This is a genomic window from Lentzea kentuckyensis, from assembly GCF_002150765.1.
Taxonomy (GTDB): Bacteria; Actinomycetota; Actinomycetes; order Mycobacteriales; family Pseudonocardiaceae; genus Lentzea; species Lentzea kentuckyensis.
Genome location: NZ_MUYM01000054.1, coordinates 1 through 18,901 on the forward strand (window position 1 = coordinate 1; position 18,901 = coordinate 18,901).

At 68.4% G+C, this 18,901-nt stretch carries 19 protein-coding genes, 1 pseudogene and 2 riboswitches; of the genes and pseudogenes, 14 read left to right on the forward strand and 6 right to left on the reverse strand.

The genetic code is table 11. The annotated features are described in order from the left end of the window. Window positions 1–279: pseudogene (locus B0F77_RS49095) on the reverse strand (hypothetical protein); the annotation flags it as partial. 132 nt (window positions 280–411) lie between these two features. Next, window positions 412–762: a hypothetical protein gene (locus B0F77_RS24300; RefSeq protein ID WP_143466879.1), complete on the reverse strand. Its 351-nt coding sequence runs from the start codon at window positions 760–762 to the stop codon at window positions 412–414. Between the two features lie 61 nt (window positions 763–823). Between B0F77_RS24300 and B0F77_RS24305 the strand changes: the two genes are divergently transcribed. Together B0F77_RS24305 and B0F77_RS24310 are read left to right on the forward strand one after the other, a co-directional pair. Further along, window positions 824–1,348 carry a DM13 domain-containing protein gene (locus B0F77_RS24305; RefSeq protein WP_086665288.1) on the forward strand — a complete coding sequence of 175 codons (525 nt, stop codon included), beginning with the start codon at window positions 824–826 and terminating at the stop codon, window positions 1,346–1,348. A 215-nt stretch (window positions 1,349–1,563) separates the two neighbouring features. After that, the gene (locus B0F77_RS24310; protein ID WP_086665289.1) at window positions 1,564–2,514 is read left to right on the forward strand and encodes an AraC family transcriptional regulator; all 951 of its coding nucleotides are present in this window, start codon (window positions 1,564–1,566) and stop codon (window positions 2,512–2,514) included. Here B0F77_RS24310 and B0F77_RS24315 read toward each other — a convergent pair. The 3 genes from B0F77_RS24315 to B0F77_RS24325 are packed head-to-tail and all read right to left on the reverse strand — an operon-like array spanning window position 2,511 to window position 6,238. Further along, complete coding sequence (locus B0F77_RS24315; RefSeq protein ID WP_086665290.1) at window positions 2,511–4,541, reverse strand: 3-hydroxyacyl-CoA dehydrogenase NAD-binding domain-containing protein; 2,031 nt, start codon at window positions 4,539–4,541, stop codon at window positions 2,511–2,513. The two genes, B0F77_RS24310 and B0F77_RS24315, sit on opposite strands and share 4 nt — an antisense overlap. A 3-nt stretch (window positions 4,542–4,544) precedes the next feature. Beyond that, window positions 4,545–5,747 (reverse strand): acetyl-CoA C-acetyltransferase, encoded by a 1,203-nt coding sequence (locus B0F77_RS24320; protein ID WP_086665291.1) that lies wholly within the window; start codon window positions 5,745–5,747, stop codon window positions 4,545–4,547. 56 nt (window positions 5,748–5,803) lie between these two features. After that, entirely contained in the window at window positions 5,804–6,238 is a 435-nt protein-coding gene (locus B0F77_RS24325; RefSeq protein WP_086665292.1) for a GNAT family N-acetyltransferase, read from the reverse strand. 106 nt (window positions 6,239–6,344) lie between these two features. Between B0F77_RS24325 and B0F77_RS24330 the strand changes: the two genes are divergently transcribed. The 8 genes from B0F77_RS24330 (at window position 6,345) to glyA (ending at window position 13,239) form a co-directional block, all read left to right on the forward strand. After that, window positions 6,345–7,481, forward strand: coding sequence for an acyl-CoA dehydrogenase family protein (locus tag B0F77_RS24330; protein WP_086665381.1), 1,137 nt, complete (start codon window positions 6,345–6,347; stop codon window positions 7,479–7,481). After that, window positions 7,478–8,617 (forward strand): CaiB/BaiF CoA transferase family protein, encoded by a 1,140-nt coding sequence (locus B0F77_RS24335; protein ID WP_086665293.1) that lies wholly within the window; start codon window positions 7,478–7,480, stop codon window positions 8,615–8,617. Before B0F77_RS24330 ends, B0F77_RS24335 begins: the two co-directional genes overlap by 4 nt. 336 nt (window positions 8,618–8,953) lie before the next feature. After that, window positions 8,954–9,133, forward strand: a complete 180-nt coding sequence (locus B0F77_RS24340) for a hypothetical protein (RefSeq protein WP_425435713.1) — start codon at window positions 8,954–8,956, stop codon at window positions 9,131–9,133. Between the two features lie 164 nt (window positions 9,134–9,297). Continuing rightward, window positions 9,298–9,792 (forward strand): transcriptional regulator, encoded by a 495-nt coding sequence (locus B0F77_RS24345; protein WP_086665294.1) that lies wholly within the window; start codon window positions 9,298–9,300, stop codon window positions 9,790–9,792. 51 nt (window positions 9,793–9,843) lie between these two features. Then, a complete protein-coding gene (locus tag B0F77_RS24350) occupies window positions 9,844–10,227 on the forward strand; it encodes a hypothetical protein (RefSeq protein ID WP_086665295.1) in 384 nt (127 codons plus the stop codon). Window positions 10,228–10,241: 14 nt separating this feature from the next. Continuing rightward, window positions 10,242–10,544: a DUF3817 domain-containing protein gene (locus B0F77_RS24355; protein ID WP_030466691.1), complete on the forward strand. Its 303-nt coding sequence runs from the start codon at window positions 10,242–10,244 to the stop codon at window positions 10,542–10,544. A 45-nt stretch (window positions 10,545–10,589) separates the two neighbouring features. Further along, window positions 10,590–10,680: riboswitch (glycine riboswitch) on the forward strand. A gap of 1 nt (window position 10,681) precedes the next feature. After that, window positions 10,682–10,765: riboswitch (glycine riboswitch) on the forward strand. 100 nt (window positions 10,766–10,865) lie between these two features. Then, a complete protein-coding gene (gcvT, locus tag B0F77_RS24360; protein WP_086665296.1) occupies window positions 10,866–11,960 on the forward strand; it encodes a glycine cleavage system aminomethyltransferase GcvT in 1,095 nt (364 codons plus the stop codon). A gap of 13 nt (window positions 11,961–11,973) precedes the next feature. Further along, window positions 11,974–13,239 (forward strand): serine hydroxymethyltransferase, encoded by a 1,266-nt coding sequence (gene glyA / locus B0F77_RS24365; protein WP_086665297.1) that lies wholly within the window; start codon window positions 11,974–11,976, stop codon window positions 13,237–13,239. A 167-nt stretch (window positions 13,240–13,406) separates the two neighbouring features. On the opposite strand, the gene B0F77_RS24370 is transcribed toward glyA, so the two are convergent. Continuing rightward, on the reverse strand, window positions 13,407–14,078 hold the full coding sequence (locus tag B0F77_RS24370) for a COG4315 family predicted lipoprotein (RefSeq protein WP_086665383.1): 672 nt from the start codon (window positions 14,076–14,078) through the stop codon (window positions 13,407–13,409). Window positions 14,079–14,238: 160 nt separating this feature from the next. On the opposite strand from B0F77_RS24370, the gene B0F77_RS24375 reads away from it, so the two are divergent. From B0F77_RS24375 to B0F77_RS24390, 4 genes are all read left to right on the forward strand, one after another. Then, entirely contained in the window at window positions 14,239–15,465 is a 1,227-nt protein-coding gene (locus B0F77_RS24375) for an SAM-dependent methyltransferase (RefSeq protein WP_245848597.1), read from the forward strand. Next, the gene (locus B0F77_RS24380; protein WP_086665299.1) at window positions 15,462–16,232 is read left to right on the forward strand and encodes a DUF1295 domain-containing protein; all 771 of its coding nucleotides are present in this window, start codon (window positions 15,462–15,464) and stop codon (window positions 16,230–16,232) included. The genes B0F77_RS24375 and B0F77_RS24380 overlap by 4 nt, the downstream gene beginning before the upstream one ends. A gap of 143 nt (window positions 16,233–16,375) precedes the next feature. After that, window positions 16,376–18,424 carry a S9 family peptidase gene (locus B0F77_RS24385; protein ID WP_086665300.1) on the forward strand — a complete coding sequence of 683 codons (2,049 nt, stop codon included), beginning with the start codon at window positions 16,376–16,378 and terminating at the stop codon, window positions 18,422–18,424. Window positions 18,425–18,483: 59 nt separating this feature from the next. Continuing rightward, the gene (locus B0F77_RS24390) at window positions 18,484–18,864 is read left to right on the forward strand and encodes a hypothetical protein (RefSeq protein WP_211293981.1); all 381 of its coding nucleotides are present in this window, start codon (window positions 18,484–18,486) and stop codon (window positions 18,862–18,864) included. The last annotated feature ends 37 nt before the right edge of the window (window positions 18,865–18,901 follow it).

The following is an 18,901-nucleotide window of genomic DNA, read 5'->3' on the forward strand; positions in this document are numbered from 1 at the left end:
GGTCTGGTTCGTGATGGCCGGGGGTGGGGTCGTTTTTTTCGGGGCTTGCTGGGTGCTCGGGTACTCGCTGCTGGGGGCGCTCGACGGGGCGCTGATGGTGGGGGTGGTGCTCCCGGTTGAGCTTGGTGGGGTGCTGGAGGTGGATCTGATCCAGCTGGACTCGGGTGTTCTGCTCAGCGGATCGTCGTCGGCCACGCCGTGGATCGCCATTCCCACCAGCACTCCGAGCAACGCGGACCCGAGCACGGCGGAACCACCCGCGGCCCACAGTGCGCGCACAGCAGATCTCCTCACATGCTCACGGTTGGAAGTCGGGCGATCACGCTCAGATTAGCGGGTAGACCAGTCGCAGCAGAACGCTCGCCTGCTTGCCTTATCGGCTTCTTGATGGCCCCGGTTGAGTGATCGCTGTCACTGATCTGTTATCCGGGCGAGTACCAAACTGGCCCCGGAAAGGCCTGCCACCAGCACGGTTCCGGTCAGATGCCACGTCGGAGCGTCACCCGTGCAGGTGAACACCTCGGTGAAGCGTTCAGAGGAGCAGGTGACGAACGGGACCGAGGAGAGGGCGATGGAGGAGGCCGCTACGCCGCCTAGTAGTGCGGAGCCGAACGTGCGCATGAGTGGGAACGCGGCGTTGGCTGTGCCTACTGCTGCGATGGCGAAGAGGAGGGGGACGGGTCTTGGGAAGAGGCCGGTCAGCGCGCAGCCGACCATCAGGACCCCGAGCACGGCCTGGCCGATCCTCGCCTGTGTCGCCACGGCAGGGACCATAACAACTCCGTAAGCTCTTTTTGGTCCGGTTTGGGCCAGTATTTTCGGTATGCCGTATCGCCGATTTCTGATTCCCATCGCAGTTGTGCTGGTCGTTGCGCTGGGGGTCGGGTTGTACCTGTTCCAGCCGTGGCGGCTGCTCACGAACCGCGAAACGCACGAAGCGCTGCTGGTGCCGACGTCCACGGCTCAGTCGGAGACTTCCAGCGCGCCCGCGCCCGTTGCGGAAACGGCCAAAGAGGTTGCCGCGGGTGAGTGGCGGTCTCTTGAGCACGCCACGACCGGTAAGGCAAGCCTGATCAAGCTGCCGAACAGCGGCTACTCGGTCCAGTTCGCCTCGTTGGACACGAGCGATGGTCCTGACCTGCACGTATACCTCTCGCCGCACGCTTCCAGCTCGCCGGAGAAGACATTTGGTCAGGGATTCACCAGTCTTGGCAAGTTGAAGGGAAATCGTGGCGACCAGGTGTACGAAATTCCCGCCGGAGTGGACGTGTCCGCCATTCGGAGTGTGGTGATCTGGTGCGAGCGGTTCTCGGCGGGCTTCGCTGTAGCACCGTTGGAACAAGGCTGAAACATCGCGGCGAGTTTGCTCTCTTCACACTATTGACATTCCTGGTCTAGACCACATAGCGTTATCCGGACGGACACAACATCGTCCCTTGCCGATGGGCGTGCGGAAGCCCCGTTGGCGAGGGGTACGGCTCACTGGGTGGGCCTTCACCGGCGGTGACGCGACTCCAACTCTCCCCGGAGCCGCGTCACCGCCGGTGGCGTTTACTGTGGTTCGTGCACACCCGGACCGTGGCGATCCATTACGTGCGTGCGGCTCTCCGCGCGTGCCCGGCGCCGTCCGACGTGCTCAGCGGTGCGGGTATTCCGGCCAGTCTGCTCGCCGACGACCGTGCGCGCGTCACGCCCGCGCAGTACACGAAGCTCATTCAGACGCTTTGGGAAGTTCTCGACGACGAGTTCATGGGGTTCGGGCCCCGGCCGTCGAAACGCGGCACGTTCGCGATGATGTGTTTGCTGGCCGTGCACTGCCCGGACCTCGAGTCGGCGCTCCGGCGCGGCCTGGCCTTTTACGCGCTCTTCGACGAACCGCTGCACCTGGCGCTCGACGACGGCCGGTTCGAGCTCGACGTGCCGGGCGATCCCGACCACTTCCTCACCGAGTCGCTTCTCGTGCTGTGGCACCGGTTCTCGTCGTGGCTCATCGGCCGCCGCATTCCGCTGCGGGAGGCTGAGTTCGCTTATCCCGAACCGGCGCACGCGGCCGAGTACCACCTGATTTTCGGGTGTCCGTTGACGTTCGACGCGCGCGCCACCGCGATCGCGTTCGACCCGAAGTTCCTGCGCATGCCGGTCGTGCAGGACGAGGCCGCGCTGCGCCGGTTCCTGCGGCACTCGCCGGCGGAGTTGTTGTCGCGCCGGGACCACGGCGCGGACACGGCGGGGCACGTGCGGCGGTTGCTCGGGCGCGGGGTGACCGGGCTGGAGGCCGTGGCGGCTCAGCTGGGGGTGTCGGCGCCGACGTTGCGCAGGAGGCTCGCCGCGGACGGGACGTCGTTCCGCGAGGTGCGTGAGCAGCTGCTGCGCGACCAGGCGGTGGCGTCGCTGGTGCGGGGCGGGGAGTCGGTGGAGGAGTTGGCGCTGCGCCTCGGGTTCTCCGAGGCGAGCGCCTTCCACCGGGCCTTCAAGCGGTGGACCGGGTCCTCACCCGGCTCCTACCGCGCCTAGAACTCGTCCCGCTCCCGCAGCGAGGCCGGCGGGCGGAACCGCTCCCCGTACGTGTCGGCGAGGTAGTCCGCGCGTTCGACGAACGCCTGCACGCCGTAGGAGTTGATGAACTGCAACGTGCCACCGCTCCACGGCGCGAAGCCGAACCCGAAGATCGAGCCGATGTTCGCGTCCGCCACCGACGTCAGCACGCCCTCGTCCAGGCACCGCACTGTTTCCAGCGCCTGCACGAACAGCAGCCGGTCCCGCACGTCCTGCTCGGACACGCCGGCGTCGGCCTTCGCGTACCGGGTCGTGAGCTCGGGCCACAGGAACTTCTTCGACCCGTCCGAGGGGTACTCGTAGAAGCCCGCGCCGGTGGACTTCCCGGCGCGCCCCAGGCCGACCATCTCGCGGATCAGGTCGTAGGCCGCGCTGTCCGCCACCAGCGACGGGTCGTCGGCGAGCGTCTGGTCGTGGATCTTCAGCTGCAGCGACAGCGTCACCTCGTCGGACACGGCCAGCGGTCCGACGGCCATGCCGGACTTCTTGGCCACGTTCTCGATCAGCGCCGGCGCGACGCCCTCGGCCAGCATCGAGATCGCCTCGATCACGTACGTGCCGAACGTCCGCGAGGTGTAGAAGCCGCGCGAGTCGTTGACGACGATCGGCGTCTTCCCGATCTGCCGCACGTAGTCGAGTGCCCGCTGCAACGTCTCCTCGGACGTCTTCTCGCCGCGGATGATCTCCACCAGCCGCATCTTCGGCACTGGCGAGAAGAAGTGCAGCCCGATGAACCGCTCGGCGTCCGGAACCGCCGTGGCGAGCCCGGTGATCGGCAGCGTCGAGGTGTTGGACGCGATCACCGCGTCCGGCAGCGCCTGGGCCTCCGCGGCTCCCAGCACCTTGTTCTTCAGCTCGCGGTTCTCGAACACCGCCTCGATGATCAGGTCGCAGCCCGCGAGGTCGGCGTCGGAGTCGGTGGGGTGCACGCCTTCCAGGCCCCCAGCGCCCTTCTGGGCCGCTTCGAGCGTCACGTCCTTCAGGACGACCTCGATGCCGGCCTTCGCCGACACCTCGGCGATTCCAGCGCCCATCATGCCCGCGCCCAGCACGCCGAGCTTCGCCACCCGCTTGCCTGCCGACGACGCGCGGCCGTTGACCTCGTTGAGGTTGAACCAGAACGCGGTGATCATGTTCTTGGAAACCTGACCGGAGGCCAGTTCCACGAAGTAGCGGCCCTCGATCTTCAGCGCCGTGTCGAAGTCGACGTAGGCACCCTCGACCGCGGTCGCCATGATCTTCTCCGGTGCCGGGTACGCGCCGTGCGACTTCTTGCGCAACACCGCGGGAGCCGCGCCCAGCAGGCCGTAACTGTTGGGGTCACCGAACTTCAGGTCCGGCACACCCGCGCCCTGCACGTCCCACGGCTGCACGGGCGCCGGGTTCGCGAGGATCCACGCACGGGCCTCGGAGATCAGCTCCTCGCGCGTCTCCACGACCTGGTGCACGATTCCGGCCTGCAGCGCGCGTTCCGGCCGCAGCTGCTTGCCCTCCATGAGCAACGGCAACGCCTTCTGCACGCCGAGCAGCCGCACCATGCGCGTCACGCCACCGCCGCCGGGCAGCAGGCCCAGCGTGGCCTCGGGCAGGCCGACACGGATGCTGTTGTCGTTCAGCACGATCCGGCGGTGCGAGGCCAGCGCGATCTCGAACCCGCCACCGAGCGCGGACCCGTTGATCGCCGCCACGACGGGCTTGCCGAGCTTCTCCAGGCGCCGCAGCTGGGACTTGAGCTCCTCGACGCCGTCCAGCGCCTGGGCCGCGTTCTCCGGGGTGATCGCGATCAGCACGTTCAGGTCGCCGCCCGCGAAGAACGTCTTCTTGGCGGACGTGATGATCACTCCGGTGATCTCGTCGCCTTCGAGGCGAGAGACCGCGTCGCCCATCAGGTCGCGGTACTCGTTGTTCATCACGTTGGCGGAGCCGGACATGTCCATCGTCAGCGTGACGATGCCGTCGGAGTCCTTGTCGTAGTGGAACGGCATGCCTCAGACCCTCTCGATGATCGTCGCGATACCCATGCCGCCGCCCACGCACAACGTGGCCAGCCCGCGGCGCAGGTCCCGGCGCTCCAGCTCGTCCAGCAGCGTGCCGAGGATCATGCAGCCGGTCGCGCCCAGCGGGTGGCCGAGTGCGATCGCGCCGCCGTTGACGTTGACCTTGTCCTCGGGGATGTCCATGTCCCGCAGGAACTTCAGCACGACCGACGAGAAGGCCTCGTTGACCTCGAACAGGTCGATGTCCTCGACCGAGAGCCCCGCCTTGTCGAGCGCCTTGCGCGCGGACGGCGCCGGCCCGGTGAGCATGATCGTCGGTTCGGTGCCGACCACCGCGACGGACACGATCCGCGCCCGCGCGGTCAGCCCGAGGGCACGACCGGCGGCTTCGGAGCCGATCAGCATCGCCGCGGCGCCGTCGACGATCTGCGACGAGTTGCCGGGCGTGTGCACGTGGTTGATGCGCTCGACGGTGGGGTAGCGGTCGATCGCCACCGTGTCGTAACCCAGGTCGCCGTGGAACTGGAAGCTCGGCTTCAACCGGCCCAGCGACTCCACAGTGGACTCGGGACGGATCGTCTCGTCCTCCTTGAGCACCACCGTGCCGTTCTGGTCGATCACCGGCACCACGGAACGCTCGAACCGGCCGTCCTTCTGCGCCTCGAACGCACGGGCGTGCGACCGGGCGGCCCACGCGTCGACGTCGGTGCGCGAGAAGCCTTCGAGCGTCGCGATCAGGTCGGCCGAAACACCCTGCGGCACGAACGACAGGTCGAAGTTCGTCGCGGGGTCGATCGCCCACGCGCCACCGTCGGAGCCCATCGGCACGCGCGACATCGACTCGACGCCACCCGCGACCACCAGGTCCTCGAACCCGGACGCGACCTTGGCCGCGGCGAGGTTCACCGACTCCAGGCCGGACGCGCAGAACCGGTTGAGCTGCACACCGGCCGGCCGCTGGTCCCAGCCCGCGGCCAGGACGGCGGTGCGGGCGATGTCGCCGCCCTGCTCGCCGAGCGGTGACACGACGCCGAACACGACGTCGTCCACCGCGGAGGTGTCGAGGGAGTTGCGTTCGGACAGCGCGCGCAGCACCCCGGCGGCGAGAGCGACGGGCTTGACGCTGTGCAGCGACCCGCGCTTCCCCTTGCCGCGCGGCGTGCGCACCGCGTCGAAGATCAAGGCTTCGCTCATGGCACCCACGCTAAGCCTGCTCGATTGAGCTGGCCATGACCGTGAAGGGTGACCGATTAGCTCACCTTCAGCTCCATGTGCTCCGGTTCGAAGGCGTCCACGAAGCCGAGTCGCTCATAAAGCCGCCTGGCCGGCAGGTTGTGGTCGTACACGCGCAGCCGGACGAGCTTCCAGCCCGCCTCCGCCGCCCACGTCAGCACCTCGCGGACCAGCGCCTCCCCGACCCCGCGGCCGCGGTGCGACGAGCTCACCCACATCGAGTAGAGGTACAGACCCTGCGGTTCCGGCGCACCCGCGACGAGCCCGACCGGCCCGTCGTCGAAAGCGACCACCTTCACGCCCTCGACCAGCCTCTCCCGCCAGTCCGACTCGCTGTACTCCTCCTCACGGGCGAGCGTCGACCCGAACTCCTCGGGGTCGCTGGCCAGCGCTTCCAACCGGATGTCGCGCCACAGCCGCCACTCGTCCGGCGTGACCTGCTGGATCTGCATGTGGAGCAGTGTGTCCGACGGGGTGGGAATTTCGCTCAGTTTTTCGGGTGACGGCCTGGCGCGCCGGTCATGGCGTGGATCAACGTCCGGTGGTTTCGTGGACGGCATGGCAGAGCGTCGATCGCGGTGGATGGACAGCGACCTGGACCAGTTGCGCCAGCTCGCCCGCACGTTCATGGAGAAGGAGGTCGCGCCGCACCAGGAACGCTTCGCCGAGCAGAAGCAGGTCGACCGCGACCTGTGGCGGCGTGCGGGTGAGGTCGGGCTGCTGTGCCTGAGCATCCCCGAGGAGTACGGCGGTGGCGGCGGCACGTTCGCACACGAGGCCGTGTTGTTGGAGGAGCAGGCACGCGCGGGCGACAGCGCGTGGGGCAACAGCGTGCACAGCGGCATCGTCGCCCACTACCTCAACTCCTACGGCTCCGAGGACCAGAAGCAGCGCTGGCTGCCCAAGCTCGCGTCCGGCGAGTACGTCGGCGCGATCGCGATGACCGAACCCGGCGCGGGCTCCGACCTCCAGGGCATCCGCACGAGGGCCGTCAGGGACGGCGACGAGTACGTCATCAACGGCTCGAAGACGTTCATCACGAACGGCCTGCACGCCGACCTGGTGATCGTGGTCGCCAAGACCGACCCCGCCCAGGGCGCGCAGGGCATCTCGCTGATCGTCGTGGAGAACGACATCCGGCGCGGCCGCGTGCTCGACAAGGTCGGCATGAAGGGCCAGGACACCGCCGAGCTGTTCTTCGACGACGTCCGCGTGCCCGCCGCGAACCTGCTGGGCGACCAGGAGGGCCTCGGGTTCATCCAGCTGATGCAGCAGCTGCCGCAGGAACGGCTGATCATCGGTGTCTGCTGCATCGCGGGCATCGAGGCGGCCGTCGACGTGACGCTGAAGTACGTCAAGGAGCGCACGGCGTTCGGCAAGGAGCTGATGAAGTTCCAGAACACCAGGTTCAAGCTCGCCGAGTGCGCCACCGAAGCGGCCGTGACCAGGGCGTTCATCGACGAGTGCATCGAGAAGCACCTGCGCGGCGAGCTCGACGTGCCGACCGCGGCGATGGCGAAGTGGTGGGCCAGCGACCGGCTGGGCAAGGTCGTCGACGAGTGCGTGCAGCTCTTCGGCGGCTACGGCTACATGAACGAGTACCCGATCGCACGGGCCTGGTCCGACGCCCGCGTGCAGCGGATCTTCGGCGGGACGAACGAGATCATGAAGGAAATCATCGCGAGGTCCCTGTGACTGCCACCTCGAAGAAAGGGCCGCTGGCAGGACTTCGCGTCGTCGAGCTCGCGGGCCTCGCGCCCGCGCCGTTCGGCTGCATGGTGCTCGCCGACCTCGGCGCGGACGTGATCCAGGTGCACAAGCCGGGCAGTCACCCGACGGTTCCCGGCGACTTCCTGACCCGCAGCCGGCGTTCGGTCGCGATCGACACCCGCAAATCCGAGGGCGCCGAGCTGGTGTTGCGGCTGGTCGAGCGGTCGGACGTGCTGGTGGAGGGCTTCCGGCCGGGCGTGACCGAGCGGCTGGGCATCGGTCCGGCGCAGTGCCTGGCTCGCAACCCGCGCCTTATATATGGACGCATGACCGGCTGGGGCCAGGACGGGCCGCTCGCCGACCGGGCCGGCCACGACATCAACTACATCGCCGTGGCGGGCGCCTTGGAACCTCTAGGACGGGCCGGTGGACCCCCGAGCTTCCCGATCAACCTGCTCGGCGACTTCGGCGGGGGAGGGCTGCTGCTGGCCGTCGGCGTGCTCGCCGCGCTGTACGAAAGGGAACGCTCCGGGCGTGGCCAGGTCGTCGACGCGGCGATGGTCGACGGGGCGGCGTTGCTGACGACGTTCCTGCACGGCATGCGCAACGCGGGCATGTGGCAGGGCGGGCGCGGCGAGAACATGCTCGACGGCGGCGTGCCGTTCTACGACGTGTACGAGGCCGCGGACGGGCGGTTCGTGGCCGTGGGCGCGTTGGAGGAGAGGTTCTACGCCGACCTGGTGGGCGTGCTGGGGCTGGCGGACGCGCCGTCCCGCGACGATCCGGCGAACTGGCCTGAGCTGCGCGAACGCATCGCGGCGGCGGTGAAGACCCGGACCAGGGACGAGTGGGCCGACCTCGCGAAGGACACGGACGCCTGCCTGGCACCGGTCCTGTCCCCGGCCGAGGCGGCACGGCATCCGTACAACGCGGCGCGTGCTTCGTTCGTGGACGTCTCCGGGGCGTTGCACCCGGCGCCGGCTCCCCGCTTCGACCGGACACCGACGGCGGTTCCGACGCCCCCGGTATCGACCGGGACGAACACCGGGGAAGTGCTTGCCGACATGGGTGTGGCGGAGGCCCAAATTATGGAACTGCGGCGGTCAGGAGTAATTGGATGAATGCTCGCGTGCGTATTAATGGAGACACGACGACGTGACAGAGCGTGTTGGGGGTGGTTCGGCATCCGGGTGAGGCCCGGTGCAACAGTGGCTGTCCAAGCTGTGGGATGCGAGGGAGTCCGTGTTCACCTCGTGCCCAGGACATCGGCGCTGGACAGGGACCTCTTTAGCCGCCATTCGGGTGACATTCCCCGTCACGTAGGCGTGCGGGCCTGGTGGATCCCGGGACCAGTTGGGCGTGGTCGTTGTTCATCGCAAGGGTGAATGAGGGACCATGACGGGTGACACGGGCGGTCCGCCGCCTGACTCGTGAGCGACATGGACGGAGAGGTACCTGTGAACCTCAAGAAGGTGCTAGTGCTGGCGGCCGTCGCGCTGGTGCTGTTCCTCCTGATCACCCAGCCCGAGCAGTCCGCCGCCGCGGTCCAGCAGGTGCTCGGCTGGCTGAGGCAGGGCGCGGAGTCGATCATCACCTTCATCAGGAGCCTCTTCGGTACGGCGACCCCGATCAGCTAGTGACAGCGGGTGACCTTCGTCCGTTCGCGTTGAGCCGGATGGGTGGAAAGAGGCCAATCACGCACTGGTAACGGGTGTTCTGGGGATTCAGGGTCTGGCGATTGTCAGACCTACCGAATACCTTCCGCTGCAATGGCCGATCCCCGACCGACGAGGAGGCACATATGGTCGAGGACTCCGGGGTCCACGAGCTGTTGCAGCAGTGGGCGGCTGAACGGTCTGATGACGCAGAGATGCAGGAGGTGAACCGGATCAAGAACGCGTGGCTCGCGGAGGCTCCCCCCTCGGCGCCAGGCATCCCCGTGCAGCGGGGAGGCAGGAGCGGGTCGTCGCGTGGCTTGGTCAAGGTCGACTCGGCGGATCCGGCCTACGTGGCCGCGATGCGCAAGCGGGCGCCGGAGGCACCCGAGGCGTTGCTCGCTGCCGCAGCGAGCTACTGGCAGCTGGTTGGCGACGTCGCCGAGGCCGAGCAGTGGTGGGACGCGGGCATCAGCCCGTTGGACCAGCGCGCGCTCGACTATCGCGCGGCGGGCCTGACCCCTGCCGATCTCGGGAGGCGCCTGGGACCGATGACGGTTCTCCAGCACCTTCGCCGCGGTTCTGCCGCAGCCTGGTGCGTCGCACGTCTGCAGAGGCAGCGCCGGGACGGCGTGGCGTAGTGGGGCACGGGCTCTCGGAGGCGGGAGCCCTGCACTTGTAGTCTGGAGGTCGTGCGCGGCCTCCTCACCCCCCAGCGAGTGTTGATCGGGCTTGCCTGTGTGGCGGCCCTGATCCTTTGTTGCGGGCTCGCGTGGTGGCAGTGGCAGCGCTTCGAGTCCGCCAGCGGCACGTTCCAGAACCTCGGTTACGTGCTCCAGTGGCCGCTCTTCGGCCTCTTCCCGGCCTTCATGGTGTGGCGCTTCCGTCGCCTGACGCGCCAACGCAGTGACGAGGCTCTCTCCGCACCGGAGCCGGTTGCGCCCGCCGCGAAGCCGGTGACTACCGTTGACGCCGTCAAACCCGCGCCTGTCGAGCAGTTCGACGACGAAGAAGACGCGGAGCTCGCGGCCTACAACCGCATGCTCGCGGACCTCAACGCGCGGGACGGTCGTTGAGCGAAGGCGGGCAGATGAAGGGTGCGTTGACCCGGTTCAGGGTCATGGCTTACGTGGTCGGAGTCTTCCTGCTGCTCCTGGTCGTGGCCATGGTGCTCAAGTACGCCGCGGACATGGGCCAGTTCATGAAGGTCGTCGGACCGGTCCACGGCTTCCTCTACGCCATCTACCTGGTGATTTCCGTCGATCTGGCGCTGAAGCTGCGCTGGTCGATCAAGGGCACCGCGCTCGTGCTGCTCGCCGGCACCGTGCCGTTCCTGTCGTTCTGGGCGGAGCGCAAGGTGGTCGAGAAGACTGCGCAGGGCGTGCCGTTGTGACGTTTGGCCTGCTAGCGTCTGGGGCTACCAACTGAACACGGCCGTCGATGTCGCGCGGGAGAGCCCATTTGAGTGTGGGCGCCGAAGGAGCAACTCCTCCCCGGAATCTCTCAGGTACAAGTACCGCACGACGAAGGCAACTCTGGAAAGCAGGCCATCGGCCTCGCCCACGGTGCAAGCCACTCCGGTGGCGAAGCTCTCAGGCTCATGACAGAGGGGGAGGCTCGCTCTAGTTGAGGAGTCTCTGATGGACCGTGTCATTCTTCTGTTGCCTCAGCCGGCCTGGTCCGGCTCTTCGGCGCACCCTGGAGGAGCGTTCTGATGTCCCGCCTCACGCCTCTGAACGCCGAGCACGAGCAGCTCGGCGCGATGTTCACCGACTTCGCGGGCTGGCGGATGCCGCTGCGCTACTCGTCCGAGCTCGCGGAGCATCACGCGGTGCGCACCACCGCGGGCCTGTTCGACCTCACGCACATGGGTGAAATCGTCCTGACCGGACCGCAGGCGGGCGAGGCGCTCGACTACGCGCTGGTCGGCCACATCTCGGCGCTGGCCGTCGGCAAGGCGCGCTACACGATGATCACCCAGGCCGATGGCGGCGTGATCGACGACCTGATCGTGTACCGGCTGGGCGACGAGGAGTTCATGGTCGTCGCGAACGCCTCGAACGCCCTCGTGGTCGCCGAGGCCCTCGTCGAGCGCGCCGCCGGGTTCGACACCGTCGTCACGGACGCCTCGACCGACTACGCGTTGATCGCGATCCAGGGCCCGAAGTCGGTCGAGATCCTGTCCGGGCTGACCGACACTGACCTGTCCACGGTCAAGTACTACGCCTCGTACCCGTCCACCGTCGCCGGTGTGGACGCGCTGCTGGCCCGCACCGGTTACACGGGCGAGGAGGGCTTCGAGCTCTTCGTCGCGCCGGCCGACGCGTCCGCAGTCTGGGCGGCGCTGCTGTCCGCCGGCGAGGCGCACGAGCTCAAGCCGTGCGGTCTCGGCTGCCGCGACACGTTGCGTCTCGAAGCTGGAATGCCGTTGTACGGCAACGAACTCACCACCTCCCTGACGCCGTACCACGCGAACCTCGGCCGGGTCGTGAAGCTCGACAAGCCGGGCGACTTCGTGGGCCGCGACGCGCTGACGAAGGTCGCGGAGTCCGGTGTGGACTCGGTCCTGGTCGGACTGAAGACCCCCGAACGCCGCGCCCCGCGACACGGTTACGCGGTGCTGAACGGCGAGGAGGTCGTCGGCGAGGTGACCTCGGGCGCCCTGTCGCCGACGCTCGGTTACTCGGTGGCCATGGCTTACGTCTCGAAGGCGAGCGCCGAGCCGGGCACCCCACTGCTGGTGGACGTCCGCGGCAAGAAGCAGCCGGTCGAGGTCGTCGCACTTCCGTTCTACAAGCGCGCCAAGTAGGGAGATCTTCCAGATGTCCGACCAGTTCAACGCTTCCCTCGCGGAGTACGACCCCGAGGTGGCCGAGGCCGTTGCGGCCGAGCTGGCACGCCAGCAGGGCACTCTCGAGATGATCGCCTCGGAGAACTTCACGCCCGTCTCGGTGCTCCAGGCCCAGGGCTCGGTGCTCACCAACAAGTACGCCGAGGGTTACCCCGGCCGCCGCTACTACGGCGGCTGCGAGCACGTGGACGTGGTGGAGCGCCTGGCCATCGAGCGCATCAAGTCGCTCTTCGGCGCCGGCTTCGCCAACGTCCAGCCGCACTCGGGCGCGCAGGCCAACGCGGCCGCGATGTTCGCGTTGCTCCAGCCCGGCGACACGATCCTGGGCCTGGACCTCGCGCACGGCGGTCACCTGACCCACGGCATGCGCATCAATTTCTCCGGCAAGCTCTACAACGTCGTGCCGTACCACGTCGCCGACTCGGACGGCCGGGTCGACATGGCCGAGGTCGAGCGCCTGGCTCAGGAACACCGTCCCAAGCTGATCGTCGCGGGCTGGTCGGCCTACCCGCGCCAGCTGGACTTCGCCGAGTTCCGCCGGATCGCGGACTCGGTCGAGGCCTACCTGATGGTCGACATGGCGCACTTCGCCGGCCTGGTGGCCGCGGGGCTGCACCCGTCGCCGGTGCCGCACGCGCACGTCACGACGACCACGACCCACAAGACCCTGGGCGGGCCTCGCGGTGGCGTGATCCTGTCCAACGAGGCGGACATCGCCAAGAAGATCAACTCGGCGGTGTTCCCCGGCCAGCAGGGCGGCCCGCTGGAGCACGTGATCGCGGCCAAGGCCGTGGCGTTCAAGCACGCCGCTTCGCCGGAGTTCGCCGACCGCCAGCGGCGCACCCTCGAAGGCTCGCGGATCCTGGCCGACCGGCTGTCCCAGCCGGACGTGGCCGCCGCGGGCGTGAAGGTGCTGACCGGTGGCACCGACGTGCACCTGGTGCTCGTCGACCTGGTCTCGTCCGAGTTGGACGGCAAGCAGGCCGAGGACGTGCTGCACCAGATCGGCATCACCGTGAACCGCAACGCCGTGCCGAACGACCCGCGTCCGCCGATGGTGACGTCGGGTCTGCGGATCGGCACGCCGGCGCTCGCCACCCGCGGGTTCGGCGAGGTGGACTTCATCGAGGTCGCCGACGTCATCGCGGAGGCGCTCAAGCCGGGTGCGGCGATCGACGAGCTGCGCGCCCGCGTCGAGGTGCTGGCGGCCAAGCACCCGCTGTACTCGACGCTCTGATCGTTCCGAAACTGAAGGGGCGCCACCGGAATCCGGTGGCGCCCCTTCAGTTCGTGACCCGAGAGCGAAACGACGGGAACCCCGGCCCCTTCCCCAGGGCCGGGGTTACACCGTGTCAGGGTGTTGTGTGTCTCAGATGGACCGTCCTAACAGAACGCTGTGGGGGGTTACGCCGCAGGAGCCACCACGCCGGGCGGGAGGCACTGGACGTTGCGGTTGCCGTCGGGCTGGATGACCCACCAGGTGCCACCAACGCCCTGGCCGGCCCACTTGCCCGGGCCCGGGTCCTTCGAGTACGAGTAGATCGGCGAGTTGGCGACGGCGACCTGCTTCTTGCCGTCAGCGCGGGTGATCAGCGAGACGAGCTTCGGGTCGATGCCCTCGACCTGCGGAACCGTGTCCGACAGGAACGGTGGCCACGTCTCAGCGCACTTGTCGTTGCAGTTGGACTTGGCGTCCGCTGCCTTGGTGTCCTTGTCGAACCGGTACATGGTCCGCCCGTCGCCGTCCTGGATGACCATGCCCATCTTGTCGACGGCCTTGCCGACCAGCTTCAACGAGCTGACTGGGGCCGCGGCGGGAGGCTGTGCCGCCGGGGGCTGCGCGGCCGGCGTTTCCGGGGCCTGCTGCTGGACCGGGGTTTCGGGCGCCTGAGCGGGCTCCTGGAGTACCGGGGCCTGAGCCGCGTCGCCGTAGTCGCCGAGGATGCCCAGGTCGGTTTCGGTCTGTGCCACGGGCTTCGAGTTCGTGCCACTTCCCGTGGCGCTCCAGACACCCAGACCCAGCACAACTGCCAGCCCCGCGGCGAGCCCGATGGCAATGCGGTTACGTCGGATCACACTCATGTCCTCCTTGTTCCGTCGTTCGCTCTATCGAGGCCATACGGGTGGGGTTGCGTCTCGGTTCAGAAACGAACCGAACCTCTTGCCGACTCGAACGTCTGGCGGAGCCAGGTTTCGCAGGAGGTGCAGGGTGGTCGTCGCTGGTCAGCTGGCGGGAATGGCCGAACGGGTGCTGGGTGCGCCGGTCCCGATCGGATTTCGGGCATGGGATGGAAGCGTGGCCGGGCCGCAGGACGGCACCGTTCTCGTGATCCGGTCGCGGGACGCGCTGCGCCGGCTCGTCTGGAGTCCGAACGAGCTGGGTCTCGCGCGCGCCTACGTGAGCGGCGAGCTCGACGTGGAGGGTGATCTCGCGACGGGGCTGTCCGAGATCTGGGGGCTCGTGCGGCGCGGGGTCACCCGGCGGCCGAGGCTCGCGGAGGTCGTGAAACTCGCATTGCAACTGAAAGTGCTGGGCCCCAACCCGTCCGCGCCGCGGGAGGAGGCCCGCCTGCGTGGCGCCCTGCACACCAAGGCGCGCGACCGGGACGCCATTTCGCACCACTACGACCTGAGCAACGCCTTCTACCGGCTCGTGCTCGACCCGAGCATGGCCTACTCGTGCGCCTACTTCACCTCGCCGGACGAGTCACTGGCCCAGGCTCAGCACAACAAGCTGGATCTGGTGTGCCGCAAGCTGGACCTGCGACCGGGTATGCGCCTGCTCGACGTGGGCTGCGGCTGGGGATCGATGATCATCCACGCCGCCCGGGACTACGGCGTGCACGCGGTCGGTGTGACGATCTCCGCTCAGCAGCGGGCGCACATCCTCGCGAGGGTCGAGGCGGAAGGTCTGCAGGACCGCGTCGAGGTGCGGCTGCAGGACTACCGGGAGGTCCGCGACGAGCCGTTCGACGCGATCTCCACGATCGAGATGGGCGAGCACGTCGGTGAGGCGAACTACCCGACGTACGCCTCGACGTTGCACCGCCTGCTGAAGCCCGAGGGGCGCCTGCTGCTGCAGCAGATGTCGCGCGGTCACAACGCACCCGGCGGTGGCGCGTTCATCGAGTCGTACGTCGCTCCGGACATGCACATGCGGCCTCTCAGTTCCACGACGGGCTTCTTGGAGGCCGCCGGGCTGGAGATCCGTGACGTGCACGCGTTGCGCGAGCACTACGTCTGGACCGTGCGGGCGTGGGCGCAGACACTGGAAGAGCGGTGGGACGAGGTCGTCGCGCTGGTCGGCGAAGGCCAGGCGCGGGTGTGGCGCCTGTACCTCGCGGGTGGCGCGCTGACGTTCGAGGAAGGACGGATGGGCGTGGACCAGATCCTCGCGGTGCGCAGGAGCGAGAACGGCAACAGCGGGATGCCGCGCGTGCGCCGTGAGCTGGTGGCGCGATGAGCTTCCTGATCACCTTTCTCGGGGCCGTCCTGCTGCTCAGCGGGCTGTTCCTGTACGCGGACGCCCGTCGCCGCTACGACCTGATCGACTCCGCGTGGGGTCCCGGCTTCGCCGTCATCGCGGTGATCACGCTGCTGTTCGCGGAGGGCGAACCAACTCGGCAGTGGTTCGTCACGGTGCTGACCGTGGTGTGGGGCGTACGCCTGGGAGCGCACATCTTCGTGCGCAACTCGGGCAAGGACGAAGATCCGCGGTACCAGGACATTTTGAGGCGTGCCAAGGGAAATCCGCGTTTGCGGATGTACCGCGTCTACCTGATCCAGGCCGTGCTGATGTGGATCGTGTCGCTGCCGGTCCAGGCCGCGCAGCATCTTTCGGCCCCGTTCGGGGTGCTAGATTGGGTGGGCACTGGCGTGTGGATGGTCGGCTTCGTGTTCGAGGCCGTGGGTGACTGGCAGCTCTCCCGGTTCCGTGCGGACCCGGCGAACAAGGGTGCCGTGATGGACCGCGGATTGTGGCGCTACACAAGGCATCCGAACTACTTCGGCGACGCTGTCGTGTGGTGGGGCCTCTACCTGTTCGCACTGCACTCGTGGCTGGCCGCGCTCACGATCGTCGGTCCGGTGATCATGACGTTGCTGCTCGCGAAGGGCACCGGCAAACCGTTGCTGGAGAAGGACATCGTGTCGCGCCGCCCTGGGTACGCCGAGTACGTCCGGCGCACCAGCGGCTTCGTGCCGCTGCCTCCGAAGAGCCGCGTGGGCTAGTGGCGTGACTCGCTACGAGGTGATTCCCGGCTGAAGCGGTGTCCGCAACCTGCGTCGGGTCTGTATCGCGCCAGGCGGCGTTCCTCGCCGCGTGGCATGTCACAGCACCCGTGCCGCAAGCGTGCGCGGGTTAGTGTTGGCGGGTGGGCAACGACATCTCCTTCCCGCGCCAACAGGCGCGCACCCAGCGGTTCACCGTCGGCGCACCGAGGACCTTCGCGGTGTCGGCGGACGGGGCCCGTGTCTTCTTCCTGCGCCCGGCCACGGCCACGAGCCGTGCGAACGGGCTCTGGGAGCTGACCACGGCCACCGGCGTCGAAAGACTGCTCGCCGACCCGGCGACGCTGCTGACCGACCCGGAGGACCTGCCGGCCGAGGAGAAGGCGCGCCGTGAGCGCACGCGTGAGTCCGGCGCGGGCATCGTGGGGTACGCCCTCTCGAAGGACGCGGGGGTGGCCTCGTTCGCGCTGTCGGGCCGGCTGTTCGTGGCCGACCTGACGACCGGTGCTGTCCGCGAGCTGCCGACTGAGGGCGGCGTCATCGACCCGCGCGTCGACCCGACGGGCAAACGTGTGGCGTACGTCACCCGCGGCACGCTCAGGGTGGTCGAGCTGGAGTCGGGCGAGGACGTCGCGGTCGCCGTGCCCGATGGGGAGGACGTGACGTTCGGCCTGGCCGAGTTCATCGCGGCCGAAGAGATGTCGCGCTACCGCGGCTACTGGTGGGAGCCGAACGGCACCCGCCTCATCGCCGCGCGCGTGAACAACGCGTCGGTGCAGCGCTGGTACATCGCCGACCCCGCGAACCCCGCGACCACGGCCACCGAGATCGCCTACCCGGCGGCCGGCACGACCAACGCCGCGGTGTCGCTGCACGTGGTGTCGCTGGACGGCACCTTCGTCCCGGTGCTGCTCGAGTTCGACTACCTCAACGACGTGCACTGGTCGTCGGGCGGCGCTCCGCTGATCACCACGCAGACCCGCGACCAGCGCACCAGGAAGATCTACGCGCTGGCCCCCGAGACCGGCGCGGTCTCCGAACTCGCCGTCGAGACCGACCCGACGTGGCTCGAGGTCACCGACGGCGCTCCGGCGTGGACCCCGGACGGCCGGCTCGTGCGGATCGTCGGCAACGGCGACGAGTACGCGCTGCAGGTCGGCGACGACGTCCTGACCACGGGCCTGCAGGTGCGCCGGGTGCTCGACATCGCCGACGACTCCGTCCTGGTCGCCGCGTCGGCGGACGACCCCACGCAGACGCACGTCTACGAGGTCGGCAAAACGACCGAGAAGCTGTCCACTGAAGACGGTGTCAACGTCGCGATCCGGGGCGGTGACACGGTTGTGCTCGTATCGGCCACTTTGGACAGGTTCGGCACGAAGGCCACCGTCGGCGACCACGTGATCGAGTCGTGGGCCGAGACCCCGGTGATCAAGGCGGCACCGCGGCTGCTGACCCTGGGCGAACGCAACATCCGCGCCGCGATCCTGCTCCCGACCGGCCACACCCCGGGAACCAAGCTCCCGGTGCTGATGGACCCGTACGGCGGCCCGCACGCGCAACGCGTCGTCTCGTCCCAGAACGCCTTCCTGGCCTCGCAGTGGCTGGCCGACCAGGGCTTCGCGGTCATCGTCGCCGACGGCCGCGGCACCCCGGGCCGAGGTCTCGCCTGGGAGCGCGCGATCGCGTTCGACTTCGCCGGCGCCACCCTGGAGGACCAGGTCGACGCCCTGCAGGCGGCCGCCGCCGTCGAACCGGACCTGGACCTCACCCGAGTCGCGATCCGCGGCTGGTCCTACGGCGGCTACCTCAGCGCCCTGGCCGTCCTGCGCCGCCCGGACGTCTTCCACGCGGGCATCGCCGGCGCCCCGGTCACCGACTGGCGCCTCTACGACACCCACTACACCGAGCGCTACCTGGGCCACCCGGACGACAAGCCCGAGGTCTACGACTCGAACTCGCTCATCGCCGACGCGGACAAGCTCTCCCGCCCGCTGATGATCATCCACGGCTTGGCCGACGACAACGTGGTCGCCGCGCACACCCTGCGCCTGTCCAACGCCCTGCTCGCCGCCGGCCGTCCGCACACCGTGCTGCCGCTCTCCGGCGTCACGCACATGACCCCGCAGGAACAGGTCGCTGAGAACCTGCTGCTGCTTCAGGTCGATTTCCTCAGGCAGGCGTTGAGCTGAGGCCGGGGTAGGGCCAGCCCCAGTGTTCGGGGTTCCTCCCCACGGCACGCTTCAGCGCCATGGGGAGGAACATCAACGCGCGCACCGTGTCCGTCGCGCTGTACGTGCTCTGGGGCCTGCTGCACATGGGGCTCGGCGCCTCGATGGTCATCGGTGACCTGTCCGATGGCGCACCAACAGAAGAAGTGGCCGCGGAAAGCCTGCTCTACTTCATCGCGGTGACGGTTCTGGGAGCCCAGGCGATCTTCGTTGCCCTCACGCTCAGCCGCGTGAACAGCCTGGTCGGCTTCTGGCTCAACACCGTGGTGCTCGGCGTCATCGACGTCGCGTTCGTCGCCTACCTGGTGCTGCCCGGTCACGTCGACCTGTACGGCGGCCTGGCGGGTCCGATCATCTGGCTGGCCGCCACAGTCTGCGCCGCCGTGGCGCTCAGGAAATAGCGAAAGGGGCGCTTCCCGCGCAACGGGAAGCGCCCCT

Coding starts and splice junctions, on each gene's coding strand:
- glyA (WP_086665297.1), top strand. CDS start 11,974: ATGTCCGACCAGTTCAACGCTTCCCTCGCGGAGTACGACCCCGAGGTG.
- B0F77_RS24380 (WP_086665299.1), top strand. CDS start 15,462: ATGAGCTTCCTGATCACCTTTCTCGGGGCCGTCCTGCTGCTCAGCGGG.
- B0F77_RS24390 (WP_211293981.1), top strand. CDS start 18,484: ATGGGGAGGAACATCAACGCGCGCACCGTGTCCGTCGCGCTGTACGTG.
- B0F77_RS24330 (WP_086665381.1), top strand. CDS start 6,345: ATGGCAGAGCGTCGATCGCGGTGGATGGACAGCGACCTGGACCAGTTG.
- gcvT (WP_086665296.1), top strand. CDS start 10,866: ATGTCCCGCCTCACGCCTCTGAACGCCGAGCACGAGCAGCTCGGCGCG.
- B0F77_RS24305 (WP_086665288.1), top strand. CDS start 824: ATGCCGTATCGCCGATTTCTGATTCCCATCGCAGTTGTGCTGGTCGTT.
- B0F77_RS24315 (WP_086665290.1), bottom strand. CDS start 4,541: ATGCCGTTCCACTACGACAAGGACTCCGACGGCATCGTCACGCTGACG.
- B0F77_RS24375 (WP_245848597.1), top strand. CDS start 14,239: ATGGCCGAACGGGTGCTGGGTGCGCCGGTCCCGATCGGATTTCGGGCA.
- B0F77_RS24345 (WP_086665294.1), top strand. CDS start 9,298: ATGGTCGAGGACTCCGGGGTCCACGAGCTGTTGCAGCAGTGGGCGGCT.
- B0F77_RS24325 (WP_086665292.1), bottom strand. CDS start 6,238: ATGCAGATCCAGCAGGTCACGCCGGACGAGTGGCGGCTGTGGCGCGAC.
- B0F77_RS24355 (WP_030466691.1), top strand. CDS start 10,242: ATGAAGGGTGCGTTGACCCGGTTCAGGGTCATGGCTTACGTGGTCGGA.
- B0F77_RS24320 (WP_086665291.1), bottom strand. CDS start 5,747: ATGAGCGAAGCCTTGATCTTCGACGCGGTGCGCACGCCGCGCGGCAAG.